Below are 15,511 nucleotides of genomic sequence, written 5' to 3'. Positions count from 1 at the left end.
CTTAGCCCTTAAGGCGGCGCTGGCCTTCCTGCTTGCAATAGGCATCCGCCTCAGGGACCGTCATTTTGGTGGCCGGGAAATCAATCGCGCGGTCCCAAATGACGCGATCAGGGCGGTACAGTTGGCACGTAACTTCACCCTTCGGAGTTTGGACTTTGACCGGTGTGGTTTCAAAATCTTCCGGGCTTGGAACGCAAGCTGCCAATCCGGCGATCAGAGGAAGCAGCAGCAGTAGTGATTTGGTCAGCGTCGAAGACATGTGAACTCTTTTATACTCAACAGGGTGGTCGCATCATTCTACGGATTTTCTAAATTCCCGTAAACGCGTGGGATTTCGGCCAATGCCAAACTGGTTGTACTCCGTCTAGACGGACAGCGCGCTTAGATCAAGAAACCGCGCCTGAAAAGAGGCACGGTTTCGTCGCTTTTGAGATAACTGTTACTTTTCTGGTATCAATCCGCGTGGGCTGAACCTGAGGACGATCAACAGTATCAAACCCATCGTGAACAGGCGCATATGGGCAGCGCTGTCGATCAGATGCGCCTTCAATGCGCTGCCTTCGGGCATGGTTGAAGTAATCAGGTTCATCAGCCAAAGACCCATCGGCTCGACCTGGACCCACAGGAACCAGATCAGGAACGCGCCCAGAACCGCGCCGAAATTGTTGCCCGAGCCGCCGACGATCACCATCACCCAGACGAGGAAGGTAAAGCGCAGCGGATTGTATGTGCCCGGCGTCAGCTGCCCGTCAAGTGTGGTCATCATCGCGCCCGCAATACCGCAGATCGCGGAACCCAAAACGAAGATCTGCAAATGGCGGCGGGTGACGTCCTTGCCCATCGCCTCGGCCGCAACTTCATTGTCGCGAATGGCGCGCATCATCCGTCCCCATGGGCTTTTCAATGCCATCTGTGCCATCCAAAGCAGGACCAGCAGCACTATGGTGAACAGCAGCGAATAGCCCAGCTTGACCGAAAGCGTCGAGGCCGTGACGGGATCAAGACCCAGCCATTCGGCGCGGGCGATGAATCCGGGATCTGCTTGCAACTCGACCTCATAGCCGACCACAGGCGCAGGGCGCGGGATGCCGTAGACATTCTTGACGCCGCGGGCCAGCCAGTCTTCGTTTTTCATGATGGCGATGATGATTTCGGCAATACCCAGCGTCGCAATCGCCAGATAATCCGAACGCAGACCCAGCGCGGTTTTCCCGATCAGCCACGCCGCACCAGCAGCCAGCAGACCTCCGGCGGGCCAAGCAAGCAGAACGGGCAGGTTCAGGCCTCCGATATTACCCGCGACCGCAGGGTCGATGGCCTCTATCGCGGCGACGTTGGGGTCGAAAATGGCTCGGTAGACAAAGAATCCGACGATCAGAATGCCGATGATCGCCAAGGTTTGCACCCGCCCTTTGGGCATCTTCTGCGCGGTGATCACAGCGGCCACAACCGTCGCGGCCCCCAGCAGCAGCGCGAGGATGACGCCAAAGCCCCCGCCGGTCCATGCGCCCGGCGTCGGTGGGGTGGAAACCAGCACAACCGCTAGCCCGCCCAGCGCGACAAAGCCCATGACGCCGACATTGAACAGACCCGCAAAGCCCCATTGCAGGTTCACCCCGATGGACATGATGGCCGAAATCAGCCCCATGTTCAGGATCAGGATGGCCGAGTTCCAGCTTTGCGTGAACCCGGTCAGCAGGATCAGGCTGCCCACCACGACGAAAAGCAGCGTATTCTTGACAGTCTCGGTCATACCGCTTTCCCCTTGAACAGGCCCGTGGGCTTAAACAGCAGCACAATCAGCAGGATCACGAAGCTGACGGCGAATTTGTAGTCGGTGGACAGAAACTGGACCAGGCCCGAGGGCTCAAGGCTTTCAGGGGCCAGATAGGTCAGTACCTTTTTCCACGCATAGGTGATGGTCACCTCGGAAAACGCGATGATGAAGCCACCCGCGATGGCGCCCAATGGATTGCCCAAGCCACCCACGATGGCCGAGGCAAAGATCGGCAGCAGAAGCTGGAAATAGACGAAGGGCTTAAAGCTTTTGTCGAGGCCATAGAGCACACCTGCAGTGGTCGCCAGCGCGGCAACGATGATCCATGTGATCATCACCACGCGTTCCGGGTTGATGCCGGAGAGTAGGGCCAGATCCTCATTATCCGAATAAGCCCGCATCGATTTGCCGGTGCGTGTTTTGTTTAGAAACCAGAACAGCAGCGCAACGGCGACAACGGCCACAACTACGGTGATGCCCTGAGAGGTCTTGATCGCCAGCCCCTCACGCAGGCCGGTCATCGCTTTGAAGTCACGCGCCGAGACGATGAAACGCTCTCCGTCCGAAAAGCGCTGGTCATCCGGGCCGATGATGAACCGCACGATCCCGTTCATGATGAACATCACGCCCATCGACACGATCACCAGAATAACCGGCTTGGCCTTTTGTTCGCGGTAGAACCTGTAAACCAGCCGGTCGGTGATCAGCACCAGAACGATACAGCCCAGAATGGCAAAGGGCAGGGCGAGCAGAGCGGTCGGAAGCGGCCCGAAACTGACCCCAGCGGCTTGCAGGCCCCACGTGACCAGAACCGCGATCATTGCGCCAAAGGCCATCGTATCGCCATGGGCAAAGTTCGAGAACCGCAGGATGCCATAGATCAGCGTCACTCCCAATGCACCCAGCGCCAACTGGCTGCCATAGGCGATTGCGGGAACAAGAACGAAGTTGGAGAGCGCCACAAGGGCGTTGAGGAAGTCCATTAAAACTCCTGCTCGCAATCGCCTTCAAATACGCGACGCGCATTAAAGGTATTTGAGTAATCGACATATTTCTGCGCAACGATATCGAGCGTAGCCGTCAACGTTGATGGTGGTGTTCGTACAAAGTACACGACCGCGTTGCTATTTTCTTTCTTTTGAGAAGCAATCATCAATGAGTTTTGAGATGTGACCACATACTCTGTTCCAGTCGAAAGGCGTAACGTGGAAGTCGTTTCATCGGTCGCGGACGTGCCATCAATTCTGAATTCCCCGAAATTACTTCGAACTTGATTGCGCGGATTGCCAACGAACTCGACATCGAATGTTGAACCGACGCACTCTTCTTCGTGTTCACAGACTTCATTTAGAAGGCACGCTTCGGCGTCAGCAGCGCTGGTTAGTGAGGCGATGATGAATGCTGCAGTTATCTTCACGCTCACCCTCCCAAGAAACTCTTGCGCACTTCGGGATCGGCCAGCAGTTCCTTGCCCGTGCCGGTATAGGCGTTGCGTCCCTGAACCAGCACATATCCCTTGTCCGCGATTTCCAGCGCCTGGCGGGCGTTCTGTTCGACCATCAGGATCGGCAGCCCGGTGCGCGACACCTCGATGATCCGATCGAACAATTCATCCATCACGATGGGCGAGACGCCAGCGGTGGGTTCGTCCAGCATCAGCACCTTAGGTTGGGTCATCAGCGCGCGGCCCACGGCGACCTGTTGGCGTTGACCGCCCGATAGCTCTCCGGCCGCCTGATTGCGTTTGTCGCGCAGGATCGGGAAGAGGTCATAGACCTGCTCCATCGTTCCCGAAATATCGTCGCGGCGGATGAAGGCACCCATCTCAAGGTTCTCTTCCACCGTCATCGAGGTGAAGATGTTCGACGTCTGTGGCACAAACCCCATGCCCTTAATCACCCGATCTTGCGGCGACAGTTTGGTGATGTCTTCGCCGTCCAGTCGAACAGCTCCGGCGCGGACGTCCAGCATTCCGAAGACCGCCTTCATCGCGGTCGATTTTCCTGCGCCGTTGGGGCCGACGATCACGGCGATTTCGCCTTTATCGACCGCGATGGTGCAGTCATGCAGAATGTCGGGCCCTTTGCCGTAACCGCCGGTCATAGTGTCGCCGATCAGGAAGGGGCCGCCCTCGACCTTATGCGTCTCACCGCTTTTGCGATGGGCGGGGGTCATGGTGCCGACGCCATGTGTGTTGGTGATTGAGGCGTCCTTGTTGCCCTTGTCGTCGTGATAAGGATTGTCGCTCACGCCAGCGGTCATGTTTGGGCCTCCAGCTTGTCTTTGTTTTTCAGGCCCGTGCCCAGATAGGCCTCGATCACGTGCTCATTGGCCTTGATCTCGTCCAGAGTACCTTCGGCCAGCACCTTGCCTTCGGCCATACAGATGACCGGGTCGCAGATTTTGCCGATGAAATCCATGTCATGTTCGATGACCACAAAGGTATAGCCGCGTTCCTTGTTTAGGCGCAGGATTGTGTCGGCGATGGTCATCAGTAGGGTACGGTTCACCCCTGCACCAACTTCGTCCAGAAACACGATCTTGGCGTCGACCATCATGGTGCGACCCAGTTCCAGCAGTTTTTTCTGCCCGCCCGAGACCTGACCGGCCTTGTGATCGGCCAGATGTTCGATGGTCAGGAACTCCAGTACCTCATCGGCCTTGGCCTTCAATGCGCGTTCTTCATCGGCAATGCGTTTGCGCCCGAACCACGTGTTCCAAAGCGATTCACCTGATTGCGCACCCGGCACCATCATCAGATTCTCGCGGCAGGACATCGAAGAAAATTCATGCGCAATCTGGAAGGTGCGCAGCAGGCCCTTGTGAAACAGCTCATGCGGGGGCAGGCCGGTGATATCCTCACCATCCATATGGACCTTCCCGCTGGTCGGCGGCAGAACGCCCGCGATCACATTGAACAGAGTGGTTTTTCCGGCCCCGTTCGGCCCGATCAGACCGGTGATCGAGCCCTTTTGGATTTCCAGCGATGCCCCGTCCACCGCATGAAACCCGCCGAAATGCTTGTGCACGTCTTCGACGACGATCATCTTTTCCCCTAGCCGCCGTTTTCCGGCGTTGTTGCCACATCCCTGTACGAATGGTGCGGGCTTTTGTCATTGAAACAGCCCGGACACAAGGCCCGGGCTGCTTGTTTTTATGACTGTTAACCTTGGATCAACGGAAGTTGACGGTTTTGTTCTCGCCGTCGGTCACTTCGATCTCGCGGTACGAACCCGCGCTTTCGCCGGGGCCGATCAGCTCAACGCCGGACGCGCCGACATAGTCGATGTCCTGACCTGCGGCCAGCAGTTCCAGACCCTTGGCCAGCTCACCTGGGTAGATCTTTTCACCCGGTGCGTTGGCGACGTCCATGATCTTGCTGCCGTAATCGGCGGGGCTGGTCGAGCCTGCGGCCTGCATGGCCAGCATGAACAGCGCAGCTGCGTCATAGGCTTCCGGCGAATAAGGCGACGAACCGTCGAAACCGGCGGCTTCAGCCATTGCAAAGTACTTCTCGGCGCCCTCGCCACCCGAACCGGCGATCTGACCGAACGAGCCGTTCAGGTCGGGGCCAACATTGTTGGGAAGCGAGTCACCGATCATGCCGCCGGGCAGACCGAACGTGTCAAACGCACCGCTGTCCAGTGCCGACTGGATGATACCCAAACCACCTTGGTCGAGATAACCCGCGACAACCAGAATGTCGCCACCGGCCGAGGCCAGCGCGCCCACTTCGGCCGAGTAGTCGGCCTTGCCGTCTTCGTGTGCGGCAACGATGGTCACTTCGCCACCTGACGCCTCAAACGAGGACTGGATCGCGTCTGCCAAACCCTTGCCGTAATCGTTGTTGGTGTAGGTCAGTGCAATCGAGCTGATGCCACGGTCATTCAGGATGTCCGCCATCACCTGACCTTCACGCGCATCCGACGGCGCGGTGCGGAAGAACAGGCCGTTGTCTTCCATGGTCGACAGGCCGGGCGAAGTCGCCGATGGCGAAATCATCACCATGCCGTTTGGAATAGCGACGTTCTGCAGGATCGCGCCGGTCACACCCGAGCAGTCGCCGCCAATGATGCCAGCAACGCCATCTGCGATCATACGCTCTCCGTTCGAGGTCGCCAGGCCATTGTCAATACAACCAGTATCCGCGCGGGACGCGCTGACCTTGGTGCCGTCCAGCAGCTTGCCGGATTCGGTGACTTCGGCCATTGCCAGTTCCGCACCTGAACCCATCGCCGGGGCCAGTGATTCAATCGGGCCCGTGAAGCCGAACAGGACGCCCAGCGTGATATCTTCGGCCAGAGCCGGACCAGCCAGCAGAGCGGATGCCGCAGTTGCAGTAAGCAGCTTTTTCATATGGTTACTCCCTATTGTGAACGTATTCGTTCTGGTCACGACCCTAGGCAAGCTGCTCGGAAAAGAAAAGTCCTAACGCAAACGTGTTTTTGCGCAAAGGAAAGCTATTTGGTCTCATAGGGCTGCCGCAGTGATTTTGAAGGGAAAAATGATGGTCCGAGCATTTGCGCTTCTTCTTTTGACGCTGCTAAGCGTCCCGCTGCGTGCTGAGGTCTTAAGCACCCCTTCGGGCTCAGTGCAGGTTGAGCCGATGGTTCAGGGGCTGGATACGCCGTGGGCCGTCGGAATTATGCCTGACGGATCGTTTCTGGTGACAGAACGGGATGGAGAGTTGCTGTATGTCTCGGATGGCAAGGCAAAGAAGGTGCGCGGTGCCCCAAAGGTTGCGGCAAACGGACAGGGTGGGTTGCTGGATGTGACAATCGCCCGTGATTTCACGCAAAGCCGGGAGATTTTTCTGACATTCTCAAAGCCTCAACGGGGTGGGGCCGGTACCGCCCTAGCCGTGGCGCGGCTGTCTGAAAGCGGGGATCGGCTGACCAATCTGCGGGTCCTCTTCGAAGCCGTTCCCGGAGGGTCCGGTGGTCGACATTTCGGTTCGCGTGTGGTCGAGGCCAACGACGGCACTTTATTTGTCACTATTGGGGATCGCGGCGACCGTCCCCAAGCGCAGGAAACGTCCAACCCTATAGGTTCAGTGATCCGCGTGAACCGTGACGGAACAGTTCCTGCGAATAACCCGTTTGTAGGGAAGCCGGATGTTCGGCCCGAAATCTGGTCCTATGGCCATCGCAACCCACAGGGGGCCGGTTTAGACGCCCAGGGCCGCTTGTGGACCGCAGAACACGGCGCGCGCGGCGGGGATGAGGTGAACCTGATCCAACCCGGACGGAATTACGGCTGGCCGATCATTTCGTACGGGCGTCACTATTCGGGTAAGAAGATTGGCGAGGGCACTTTCAAAGATGGGCTTGAACAGCCGAAATTCTATTGGGACCCGTCCATCGCACCCTCGGGCCTGTTGGTTTATTCCGGCAAGCTGTGGCCGCAATGGGCCGGCGATATATTCGTTGGCTCCCTGAAGTTTGACTATATTGCCCGTCTTGCAGGATCGCCCCTGACCGAGGTCGAACAGATCGAGGGCTCAGCGACTGAACGAGTCCGCGATATTGTGGAAGCGCCGGACGGGGCGATCTGGTTTATCTCTGTCGGGCAGGGCGCGGTTTACCGGATGACACCGGGTTAAACAGACAGTTTCCCGCCTTGAGCGCCTCGCTCGCGATATGGCGTGGTGTTGTAATGGGCGCGGTAGCATTTCGAGAAATGCGACGGGCTGGCAAAGCCACAGGCCAGCGCCACGTTGATCACGCTCATATCGGTCTGCATCAGCAGGTTTCGCGCCTTGTGCAGCCGCAGCTCCATGTAATACCGCTTGGGTGAGCGGCTCAGGTAGCGCCGGAACAGCCGTTCCAGCTGACGCGTGGACATTCCGACGTCTTTGGCCAGAATCGAGGGCGAGATCGGCTCTTCGATGTTTTTTTCCATCATCAGGATGACCTGGCTGAGCTTTGGATGCCGAACCCCGATCCGGGTGGGGGTCGACAGGCGCTGCGTGTCCTGATCCGTGCGGATCGACGAATAGATCATCTGATCCGCCACCGCATTCGCCAGATCTTCACCATAGTCATCCGCGATGATCTTCAACATCAGGTCGATGGACGAAGTCCCGCCCGCCGTCGTCATCCGGTTGCCGTCGATCTGGAACACGGATTTCGTCAGCTCGACCTCATCGAATTCCTCGATGAAGCTGTCCGAATTCTCCCAGTGGATTGTCGCGCGTTTGCCATCCATCAAACCAGCCTTGGCCAGAGTGAAGGCTGCTGTACACAACCCGCCAATTTTCAATCCCCGCCGCGCCTCGCGTCGTACCCAATTCAGCACCTTCTTGGTGGTGGCGTTCTGAACATCTACGCCGCCGCAAATCAGGATCACGGCATCGCGCTGAAGTTCAACGAGATCGGAATCAAGTTTGAAGTTGGCCCCAGCCGAACATGTAACGGTGTCACCGCCTTCACCGGCAAAGGTCCAGGTGTACAGCTCTTTATCGGCCATACGATTGGCGATGCGCAGGCTGTCCAGTGCCGACGCAAAAGACAGCAAAGAGAACTTGTCCAAAAGGACAAACACGAAATTCTTAGGGTTGGCCGCAGTGTCTTGCACCGTGACAACTTGGCGTTGCTCTTGCATGGCGAGGTGTCCTTGATTCGCCGCCAGGGGACGATAGGTCCGGCGGCACGTATTAAAACCACCATGATCAAAGCTTGTTTACGACGTCAAGGGGGCGCAATTGGGATATGGTCACTCTGTCACGCATTTTGTATAGAGACGACCTGAATACTTCAGCGGAGATCAAAGCTATGACCGAGTGGCAAAAAACGAACTGGCGCAACAAGCCCCGAGTTCAGATGCCAGATTATACCGACGCGGCCGCGCTGGCCAAGGTCGAGGCCCAGCTTGCCCAGTATCCCCCGCTGGTTTTTGCGGGCGAGGCACGGCGGTTGAAACAGCACCTGGCTGCGGCTGGACGGGGTGAGGCGTTCCTGCTTCAAGGCGGCGACTGTGCTGAAAGCTTTGAACAATTCAGCGCGGATGCGATCCGTGACACGTTCAAGGTAATGCTGCAGATGGCGATGGTTCTGACTTATGGTGCCAAGGTGCCGGTGGTCAAAGTTGGCCGTATGGCTGGTCAGTTCGCCAAACCGCGCAGTGCCCCGACCGAAGTGGTGGATGGTGTGGAACTGCCCAGCTACCGTGGTGATATCATCAACGAGTTGGCCTTCACTCCCGAGGCCCGCATTCCGAATCCGTCCAAGATGCTGCAAGCCTACACGCAGGCGGCGGCCACGCTGAACCTGCTGCGCGCGTTTTCGACTGGTGGTTTCGCGGATATGAGCCGCGTGCATTCCTGGACGTTGGGCTTCACGGATGAGCAGGACGTTCAAAAATATTCCGAGATCGCCGACCGCATTCAGGACACGATCGACTTTATGGATGCTGCCGGAATCACCGCCGACACCACGCACGAGTTCTCGACCGTCGAATTCTACACCAGCCACGAAGGGCTGCTGCTGGAATACGAAGAGGCGCTGACCCGTCTGGATTCGACCTCTGGCAACTGGCTGGCTGGCTCGGGTCACATGATCTGGATCGGCGACCGTACCCGTCAGCCCGACGGCGCGCATGTTGAATTCTGCCGGGGCGTACAGAACCCGATCGGTCTGAAATGCGGTCCGACCACGACTGCCGAAGACCTCATGGTTCTGATGTCCAAGCTGAACCCCGAAAACGAAGAGGGTCGCCTGACCCTAATTGCGCGGTTTGGTGCAGGCAAAGCGGGTGAGCATCTGCCGCGCTTGGTGAAGGCCGTCAAGGAAGAGGGTGCCAATGTGACCTGGGTCTGCGATCCGATGCATGGCAACACGATCAAGTCGGCCACGGGTTACAAGACTCGCCCATTCGATTCGGTCCTGCGCGAAGTCCGTGATTTCTTTGGCGTCCATCAGGCCGAGGGCACCGTCCCCGGCGGCGTGCATTTCGAGATGACCGGTCTGGACGTCACCGAATGCACTGGCGGCGTGCGCGCAGTGACGGAAGAGGACCTCTCGGACCGCTACCACACCGCTTGCGACCCGCGTTTGAACGCGTCGCAATCGCTGGAACTGGCGTTCCTTGTGGCCGAAGAACTGACGAACCTGCGCCGTAACCGCACTAAACGTGCGGTTGGCTAAGGCGGCGCGCTTCTTTACGCGAACCCAAAGGGGGCCAAGTTGTTTGGGCTGAGCTTCCTTTGGGCACGTTTGCGCCGTCGGCATTCTCGTAAGGCGTCACAGAGTTTCTACTGCCTGACGCCTTACTTGCAGAATCTCGACCCGATCCAGAATCCAAGAACCCGTATGCGCGCCGATGGCCGGTTCGAGGGCGAGGTTGGGCGAGACAAAAAAACCGGCAAGACGATCTGGTTGCCGGTTCTAAAATAACATCGGGTTCCGAACTCAGTCGTCGCGCGACACGACCAGCCGCAGGTGCGAACCCGGACGTTTGAATTCTGTCTGATCTTCGGCAAAACCAACCACAGACGGCCGTGCCGGTTTTTGAGGGGCCTGAACATCTGAGACGGGGCGCAGTTTCTGATCCGAGACGTCAAAGCGCCGTGGGGTTGCACCGATCACGCCGTCGCTGACCATCACGCCCAACACGCGGCTGACATCACCCAGATCGCTTTTCAAGGGCAGAAGGATCATCCGTGCCTGCATTCGGGTGCGACCCAGTGCGCCGGGCGAGATCAACCCAAGCTCGGCAATCGCGGGCTTGGCAAAGACTTCTTCCAATACGTCGGTGATTTGAGTCCGCGCACCGGGTTCGAAAAACGCTGTCAGAGGCATTCCGCGTACCTCCATACCTGCCAGGTTGTTCAGATGGCTGCCCGCAAGGCGAAACCTTGCCAGACCGGGTGCGATGCGTTCCAGGATGAAGGTGTATTCCAGAATATTCTCGAGTCCGCGCGGATCAATCTGCGACCGCATGGGCACACCGTCGCCCGTCAGCAACGCTGTCCAATATGCCTCAGCCTGCCGGATGGGGGACAGGCTGCGCCCACTGTCAAAACGATCCATTGCGACGATCTTTCCAAAGTTTGACCCGGAACCGTTCCCGAAAAACGTCTTCATTTTCATCACCCTAGCGTCAATCGACCGTCATTTTCATAAAATGCCACATATCGGGGACATCACCGACTGACCACCCCCGACAGCGACCAGATTGACACGGGTTAATACAATTTTGGAGGAATTCTTTAATGAATGGTTAACTGCGTACTGGATGCGACAAACTCAGCAAACTCTTGCCCTGCGCTGGTGGTTGGCTTTAGGTGCTGCCGGAATAGGGCCATGGGCTATAACGAAAGGTCGGCTATGATCAGATCCATGACGGGCTTCGCCTCGGGCAAAGGCGCTTTGGGGCCGCATAGCTGGACGTGGGAGCTGCGCAGCGTCAACGGCAAGGGGCTGGACATGCGCATTCGCGTTCCAGATTGGCTGACCGGGCTGGAGGCGGCGCTGCGGGCGCAGATGTCCAAGGCGCTGAGCCGGGGGAATGTCACCTTGTCGCTGCGCTTGAACCGGGACGAATCCGCGCCTGAGATCGTGTTGAACGAAACGGCCATGGCCGCAGCCCTGGCGGCGGTGAAGCGCACCCAGCAGATGGCGGAGGAAGCTGGCGTAGCACTTGCAACGCCAAGCGCTGCCGATTTGGTGGCGCTGAAAGGCATGCTAGATGCAGGGGCCGATGTGGATGATCCGACCGCTCTGGTAAAGCAGCTCAGCACCGAATTTGCGACCGTTCTGGCCGAGTTCATCGCCATGCGCGAGACTGAGGGGCAGGCGCTGGCCAAGGTTCTGGACAGCCAACTGGATCAGGTTGCAGCTTTCACCGATCAGGCCGCCGCGCTGGCCGAACAGCGCAAGGACAAGATGGCCGATGCCTTACGCGAAAATCTGGCCCGCGTGTTGGAAAACGCACAAGGCGCAGATCCGGACCGGGTCGCGCAAGAACTGGCGCTGATCGCGGTCAAAGCGGATGTGACCGAGGAAATCGACCGCCTCAGAACCCATGTCACGGCCGCGCGTGACTTGCTGGCACAGGATGTGGCCGTGGGGCGCAAGCTGGATTTTCTGATGCAGGAATTCAATCGCGAGACAAATACCTTATGCTCCAAGGCGCAAAGCGCCGAACTGACTTCGGTAGGGCTTGAGTTGAAAGCCGTAATTGATCAGATGCGCGAGCAAGTGCAGAACGTGGAATAACGACAGGAACACCCTTATGGCGGATCGACGCGGCCTACTTATCATTTTGTCTTCTCCTTCGGGGGCGGGTAAATCCACCTTGGCCCGGCGGCTGATGCAGTGGGACAGCGACCTTGAATTCTCGGTCTCGGCCACAACGCGCGCCCCACGTCCGGGTGAGGAACATGGCCGTGAATACTACTTCCTCAGCGAGGATGCGTTCAAACAGCAGGTCGCCGATGGTCAGATGCTGGAGCACGCGCATGTATTCGGGAATTTCTATGGCTCACCCGCGGGGCCGGTGCGCGAGTCGATCAACAGCGGCAAAGACGTGTTGTTTGATGTTGACTGGCAGGGCGAGGTGCAGATTCGCAACTCGGACCTTGGCAAGCACGCTTTGTCGATTTTCATACTGCCGCCCTCGATCCCCGAACTGCGTCGTCGGCTGGAAAGCCGAGGCCAGGACGCCGCCGACGTGATCGCCAAGCGGATGCTGAAAAGTTGGGATGAAATCAGCCACTGGGGCTATTACGACTATGTTCTGGTGAATGACGATCTGGACGCGACCGAGGAAAAGCTGAAAACCATCGTCAGCGCCGAACGGATGCGGCGTATTCAGCAACCGGTGCTTCAAAACCACGTTCGCACGCTGCAAAACGAATTTGAGGAATTGTCATGACCGTCTACGCCCTCGGCCCGCACACGCCGCAAATCCACGCGGACACATGGGTCGCGCCCGATGCGAACCTGATTGGGAAGGTGGTGCTGGAGCAGGGGGCCTCGGTCTGGTTTGGCTGCACCATACGCGCCGATCATGAAGAGATCCGGGTGGGCGAAGGCAGCAACGTGCAGGAAAACTGCGTGATGCATATTGATGCGGGCTATCCGCTGACGATCGGCAAGAACTGCACCATTGGGCATAAGGTCATGCTGCATGGATGCACGATCGGGGAAAATACTCTGATCGGGATGGGCGCAATTGTCCTGAACGGTGCGAAGATCGGCAAGAATTGCCTGATCGGGGCAGGGGCCTTGATCACAGAAGGAAAAGAAATCCCGGATAATTCGCTGGTGATGGGATCGCCGGGCAAGGTGGTGCGAGAATTGGATGCGGCTGCGGCGCAAAAGATCACGTTCAGCGCGCTGCATTATCAGGAAAACATGCGCAAGTTTCGTGAAACTTTGACACCCGTGTCCTAGAACGCTCTCGAATATCACCGAGTACCAACGATGTCAGACGATCTGCTTGCCGAAATTGTGTCGGCCATTCCCCTACCTGCCCTGATGGTCGACCAGACCGAGCGGATCATAGCGGCCAATACAGATGCACGGACGTTGCTTGGGCAAAACATCGTCACCCGTCATTTTGCCACCATCCTGCGTCAGCCGCAGGTGATTGAGGCGATGGAGCAAAGCCTGCGTGACAAGGGGCGGGCGAAGACGCGCCACCTTGCAAATGACGGCGCTCAGGACACCACGTTCGAGGTAGAGTGCCGCTATATGAACGGTGTTGGCGCTGTCTCAGGCGGGGCTGTTCTGGCCGTTTTTCAGGATGTGACCCATCTTGAACAGGCCAGTCAGATGCGGCGCGATTTTGTCGCCAATGTCAGTCACGAACTGCGCACGCCGCTGACCGCGTTGATGGGCTTTATAGAAACCCTGCGCGGCCCCGCCCGCGAAGATGCCGCCGCGCGCGAGCGCTTTCTTCAGATCATGACGGATGAGGCCAACCGCATGAACCGGCTGGTAGGGGACTTGCTGTCGCTGAACCGGGTCGAAAGCGAAGAACGGGTGCGACCACGAGAGGAGCTGGACCTGTCGGGCTTGCTCCAATCCACGATAAATTCACTGCGGCCACTGGCCGAGGATGCGGAAGTTGAACTTCGCCTTACAAATGATCCCCAGGGACCGGTGTCCTTGATCGGTGACAGCGATCAGTTGCGGCAGGTTTTTACCAACCTGATCGAGAACGGAATCAAATACGGCGGTAGCGGCGGCTTGGTTGAAGTACGAATTCAGTCTTTCGAACGGGACACCGCCATGCGCGGCCCGGCTGTGCGGGTTCAGATTTCGGATAAGGGGCCGGGTATCGACCCGACTCATCTGCCGCGTTTGACCGAGCGATTCTACCGGGCGGACAATCACAGGTCCCGGCAATTGGGTGGAACCGGTTTGGGGCTGGCGATTGTAAAACATATTGTCAATCGGCATCGCGGGCGCTTGCGGGTGGAAAGCGAGTTGGGCAAAGGGTCTGTTTTCACAGTGATTTTGCCGCAGCAAAAACCTGAAGAGGCTCAGGCTTGACGTCCGGCATACCGGGATTGTCACAAAGTCATACCTGAATCTGCCGGGTTGTCATGAAACCGTTACAAACCTGTCACAAAAGGCTTACGCACGGCTCTTAGGGGTGCCGGCAAGATCATCATGGGGGTGATCAAAAACAACCATTCTCAAGGAGACTGAGATGTCCTTTGTAAAACTGTCGGCTTCTGCTCTGGCGATTGCTGCCGTTTCGGCCACTTCCGCTGCTGCACGTGATCAGGTTCAGGTTGCCGGTTCCTCGACCGTTCTGCCTTACGCTTCGATCGTTGCCGAAGCCTTCGGTGAAAACTTCGACTTCCCGACCCCTGTTGTTGAATCGGGCGGTTCCTCGGCTGGCCTGAAGCGTTTCTGCGAAGGTGTTGGCGAAAACACCATCGACGTTGCCAATGCTTCGCGCGCCATCCGTGAAAAAGAAGTAAAAGCCTGTGCCGAAAACGGCGTGACCGACATCATCGAAGTTCAGATCGGTTATGACGGCATCGTTTTCGCCTCAGACATCAATGGCAACTCGTTCGAGTTCACGCCGGAAGACTGGTACAAAGCCCTGTCCGCACAGATCGTTGTTGACGGTCAGCTGGTCGACAACCCGAACAAAACCTGGGCCGACGTAAACCCTGCTTTCCCGGCGCAGCCGATCGCAGCTTTCATCCCGGGCACCAAGCACGGCACCCGTGAAGTGTTTGAAGACAAGGTGATCCTGGCCGGTTGTGAGCACCTGGGCGACTTTGACGTTTACAAAGCAGCCAACGGCGACGACAAGAAAGCCGCCGAGAAAGCCTGTATCGCCCTGCGTACGGACGGCGTTTCGGTCGACATCGACGGCGACTATACCGAAACTCTGGCGCGTATCGACAGCAACAAAGACGGCATCGGCGTCTTTGGTCTGGCCTTCTACGAAAACAACACCGACAAGCTGCAAGTTGCAACCATGTCCGGCATTGTTCCGACCACCGAGTCGATCGCAACCGGCGAATACCCGGTCTCGCGTCCGCTGTTCTTCTACGTGAAGAAAGCGCATATTGGCGTGATCCCCGGCCTGAAAGAATATGCTGAGTTCTTCGTCGCCGACGAGATCGCAGGCCCCGATGGTCCGTTGGCTGAATACGGCCTGGTTTCGGATCCCGAGCTGGTCAAAGTTCAGGAAGCTGTTGCGAACGAAACCGTTCTGGGCGGCGGCTCCTAATCACCCTTGCTTATGGAACCGGGGCGGTTTATG

The 15,511-nt window shown here is 57.9% G+C and carries 16 protein-coding genes; 7 read left to right on the top strand and 9 right to left on the bottom strand.

What is annotated here, in order from left to right; genetic code table 11:
* Position 1: 1 nt before the first annotated feature.
* From ACR0C5_RS00945 to ACR0C5_RS00915, 7 genes are all read right to left on the bottom strand, one after another.
* The gene (locus ACR0C5_RS00945) at positions 2-259 is read right to left on the bottom strand and encodes a hypothetical protein (RefSeq protein ID WP_480873867.1); all 258 of its coding nucleotides are present in this window, start codon (positions 257-259) and stop codon (positions 2-4) included.
* 180 nt (positions 260-439) lie between these two features.
* On the bottom strand, positions 440-1,753 hold the full coding sequence (locus ACR0C5_RS00940; protein ID WP_480873865.1) for a branched-chain amino acid ABC transporter permease: 1,314 nt from the start codon (positions 1,751-1,753) through the stop codon (positions 440-442).
* Positions 1,750-2,760 (bottom strand): branched-chain amino acid ABC transporter permease, encoded by a 1,011-nt coding sequence (locus ACR0C5_RS00935; RefSeq protein ID WP_170769771.1) that lies wholly within the window; start codon positions 2,758-2,760, stop codon positions 1,750-1,752. The genes ACR0C5_RS00940 and ACR0C5_RS00935 overlap by 4 nt, the downstream gene beginning before the upstream one ends.
* Positions 2,760-3,194 carry a hypothetical protein gene (locus ACR0C5_RS00930; protein WP_170769770.1) on the bottom strand — a complete coding sequence of 145 codons (435 nt, stop codon included), beginning with the start codon at positions 3,192-3,194 and terminating at the stop codon, positions 2,760-2,762. Before ACR0C5_RS00930 ends, ACR0C5_RS00935 begins: the two co-directional genes overlap by 1 nt.
* 2 nt (positions 3,195-3,196) lie before the next feature.
* A complete protein-coding gene (locus tag ACR0C5_RS00925) occupies positions 3,197-4,027 on the bottom strand; it encodes an ABC transporter ATP-binding protein (protein WP_170769848.1) in 831 nt (276 codons plus the stop codon).
* 8 nt (positions 4,028-4,035) lie between these two features.
* On the bottom strand, positions 4,036-4,824 hold the full coding sequence (locus tag ACR0C5_RS00920) for an ABC transporter ATP-binding protein (protein WP_170769769.1): 789 nt from the start codon (positions 4,822-4,824) through the stop codon (positions 4,036-4,038).
* A gap of 127 nt (positions 4,825-4,951) precedes the next feature.
* Complete coding sequence (locus tag ACR0C5_RS00915; RefSeq protein ID WP_170769768.1) at positions 4,952-6,133, bottom strand: ABC transporter substrate-binding protein; 1,182 nt, start codon at positions 6,131-6,133, stop codon at positions 4,952-4,954.
* Between the two features lie 151 nt (positions 6,134-6,284).
* On the opposite strand from ACR0C5_RS00915, the gene ACR0C5_RS00910 reads away from it, so the two are divergent.
* Positions 6,285-7,379: a PQQ-dependent sugar dehydrogenase gene (locus ACR0C5_RS00910; protein ID WP_480873861.1), complete on the top strand. Its 1,095-nt coding sequence runs from the start codon at positions 6,285-6,287 to the stop codon at positions 7,377-7,379.
* Here ACR0C5_RS00910 and ACR0C5_RS00905 read toward each other — a convergent pair.
* Entirely contained in the window at positions 7,376-8,380 is a 1,005-nt protein-coding gene (locus tag ACR0C5_RS00905) for a GlxA family transcriptional regulator (RefSeq protein WP_170786786.1), read from the bottom strand. The two genes, ACR0C5_RS00910 and ACR0C5_RS00905, sit on opposite strands and share 4 nt — an antisense overlap.
* Positions 8,381-8,550: 170 nt before the next feature.
* On the opposite strand from ACR0C5_RS00905, the gene ACR0C5_RS00900 reads away from it, so the two are divergent.
* A complete protein-coding gene (locus tag ACR0C5_RS00900) occupies positions 8,551-9,921 on the top strand; it encodes a class II 3-deoxy-7-phosphoheptulonate synthase (RefSeq protein WP_480873858.1) in 1,371 nt (456 codons plus the stop codon).
* Positions 9,922-10,185: 264 nt separating this feature from the next.
* On the opposite strand, the gene ACR0C5_RS00895 is transcribed toward ACR0C5_RS00900, so the two are convergent.
* The gene (locus tag ACR0C5_RS00895; RefSeq protein ID WP_480873855.1) at positions 10,186-10,860 is read right to left on the bottom strand and encodes a PAS domain-containing protein; all 675 of its coding nucleotides are present in this window, start codon (positions 10,858-10,860) and stop codon (positions 10,186-10,188) included.
* Between the two features lie 243 nt (positions 10,861-11,103).
* On the opposite strand from ACR0C5_RS00895, the gene ACR0C5_RS00890 reads away from it, so the two are divergent.
* From ACR0C5_RS00890 to ACR0C5_RS00870, 5 genes are all read left to right on the top strand, one after another.
* Positions 11,104-11,994: a YicC/YloC family endoribonuclease gene (locus ACR0C5_RS00890; RefSeq protein WP_170769763.1), complete on the top strand. Its 891-nt coding sequence runs from the start codon at positions 11,104-11,106 to the stop codon at positions 11,992-11,994.
* A 16-nt stretch (positions 11,995-12,010) separates the two neighbouring features.
* Positions 12,011-12,652 carry a guanylate kinase gene (gene gmk, locus ACR0C5_RS00885; protein WP_170769762.1) on the top strand — a complete coding sequence of 214 codons (642 nt, stop codon included), beginning with the start codon at positions 12,011-12,013 and terminating at the stop codon, positions 12,650-12,652.
* Positions 12,649-13,173: a gamma carbonic anhydrase family protein gene (locus ACR0C5_RS00880; protein WP_480873851.1), complete on the top strand. Its 525-nt coding sequence runs from the start codon at positions 12,649-12,651 to the stop codon at positions 13,171-13,173. Before gmk ends, ACR0C5_RS00880 begins: the two co-directional genes overlap by 4 nt.
* Positions 13,174-13,203: 30 nt before the next feature.
* Positions 13,204-14,277: a sensor histidine kinase gene (locus tag ACR0C5_RS00875; RefSeq protein ID WP_480873849.1), complete on the top strand. Its 1,074-nt coding sequence runs from the start codon at positions 13,204-13,206 to the stop codon at positions 14,275-14,277.
* A 160-nt stretch (positions 14,278-14,437) separates the two neighbouring features.
* On the top strand, positions 14,438-15,478 hold the full coding sequence (locus ACR0C5_RS00870; RefSeq protein WP_480873847.1) for a substrate-binding domain-containing protein: 1,041 nt from the start codon (positions 14,438-14,440) through the stop codon (positions 15,476-15,478).
* The last annotated feature ends 33 nt before the right edge of the window (positions 15,479-15,511 follow it).

It is taken from the genome of Ruegeria sp. N8 (assembly GCF_056531325.1).
Note: the sequence above shows the minus strand (reverse complement) of the source record. Positions and strands in the feature narration are given on the sequence as shown.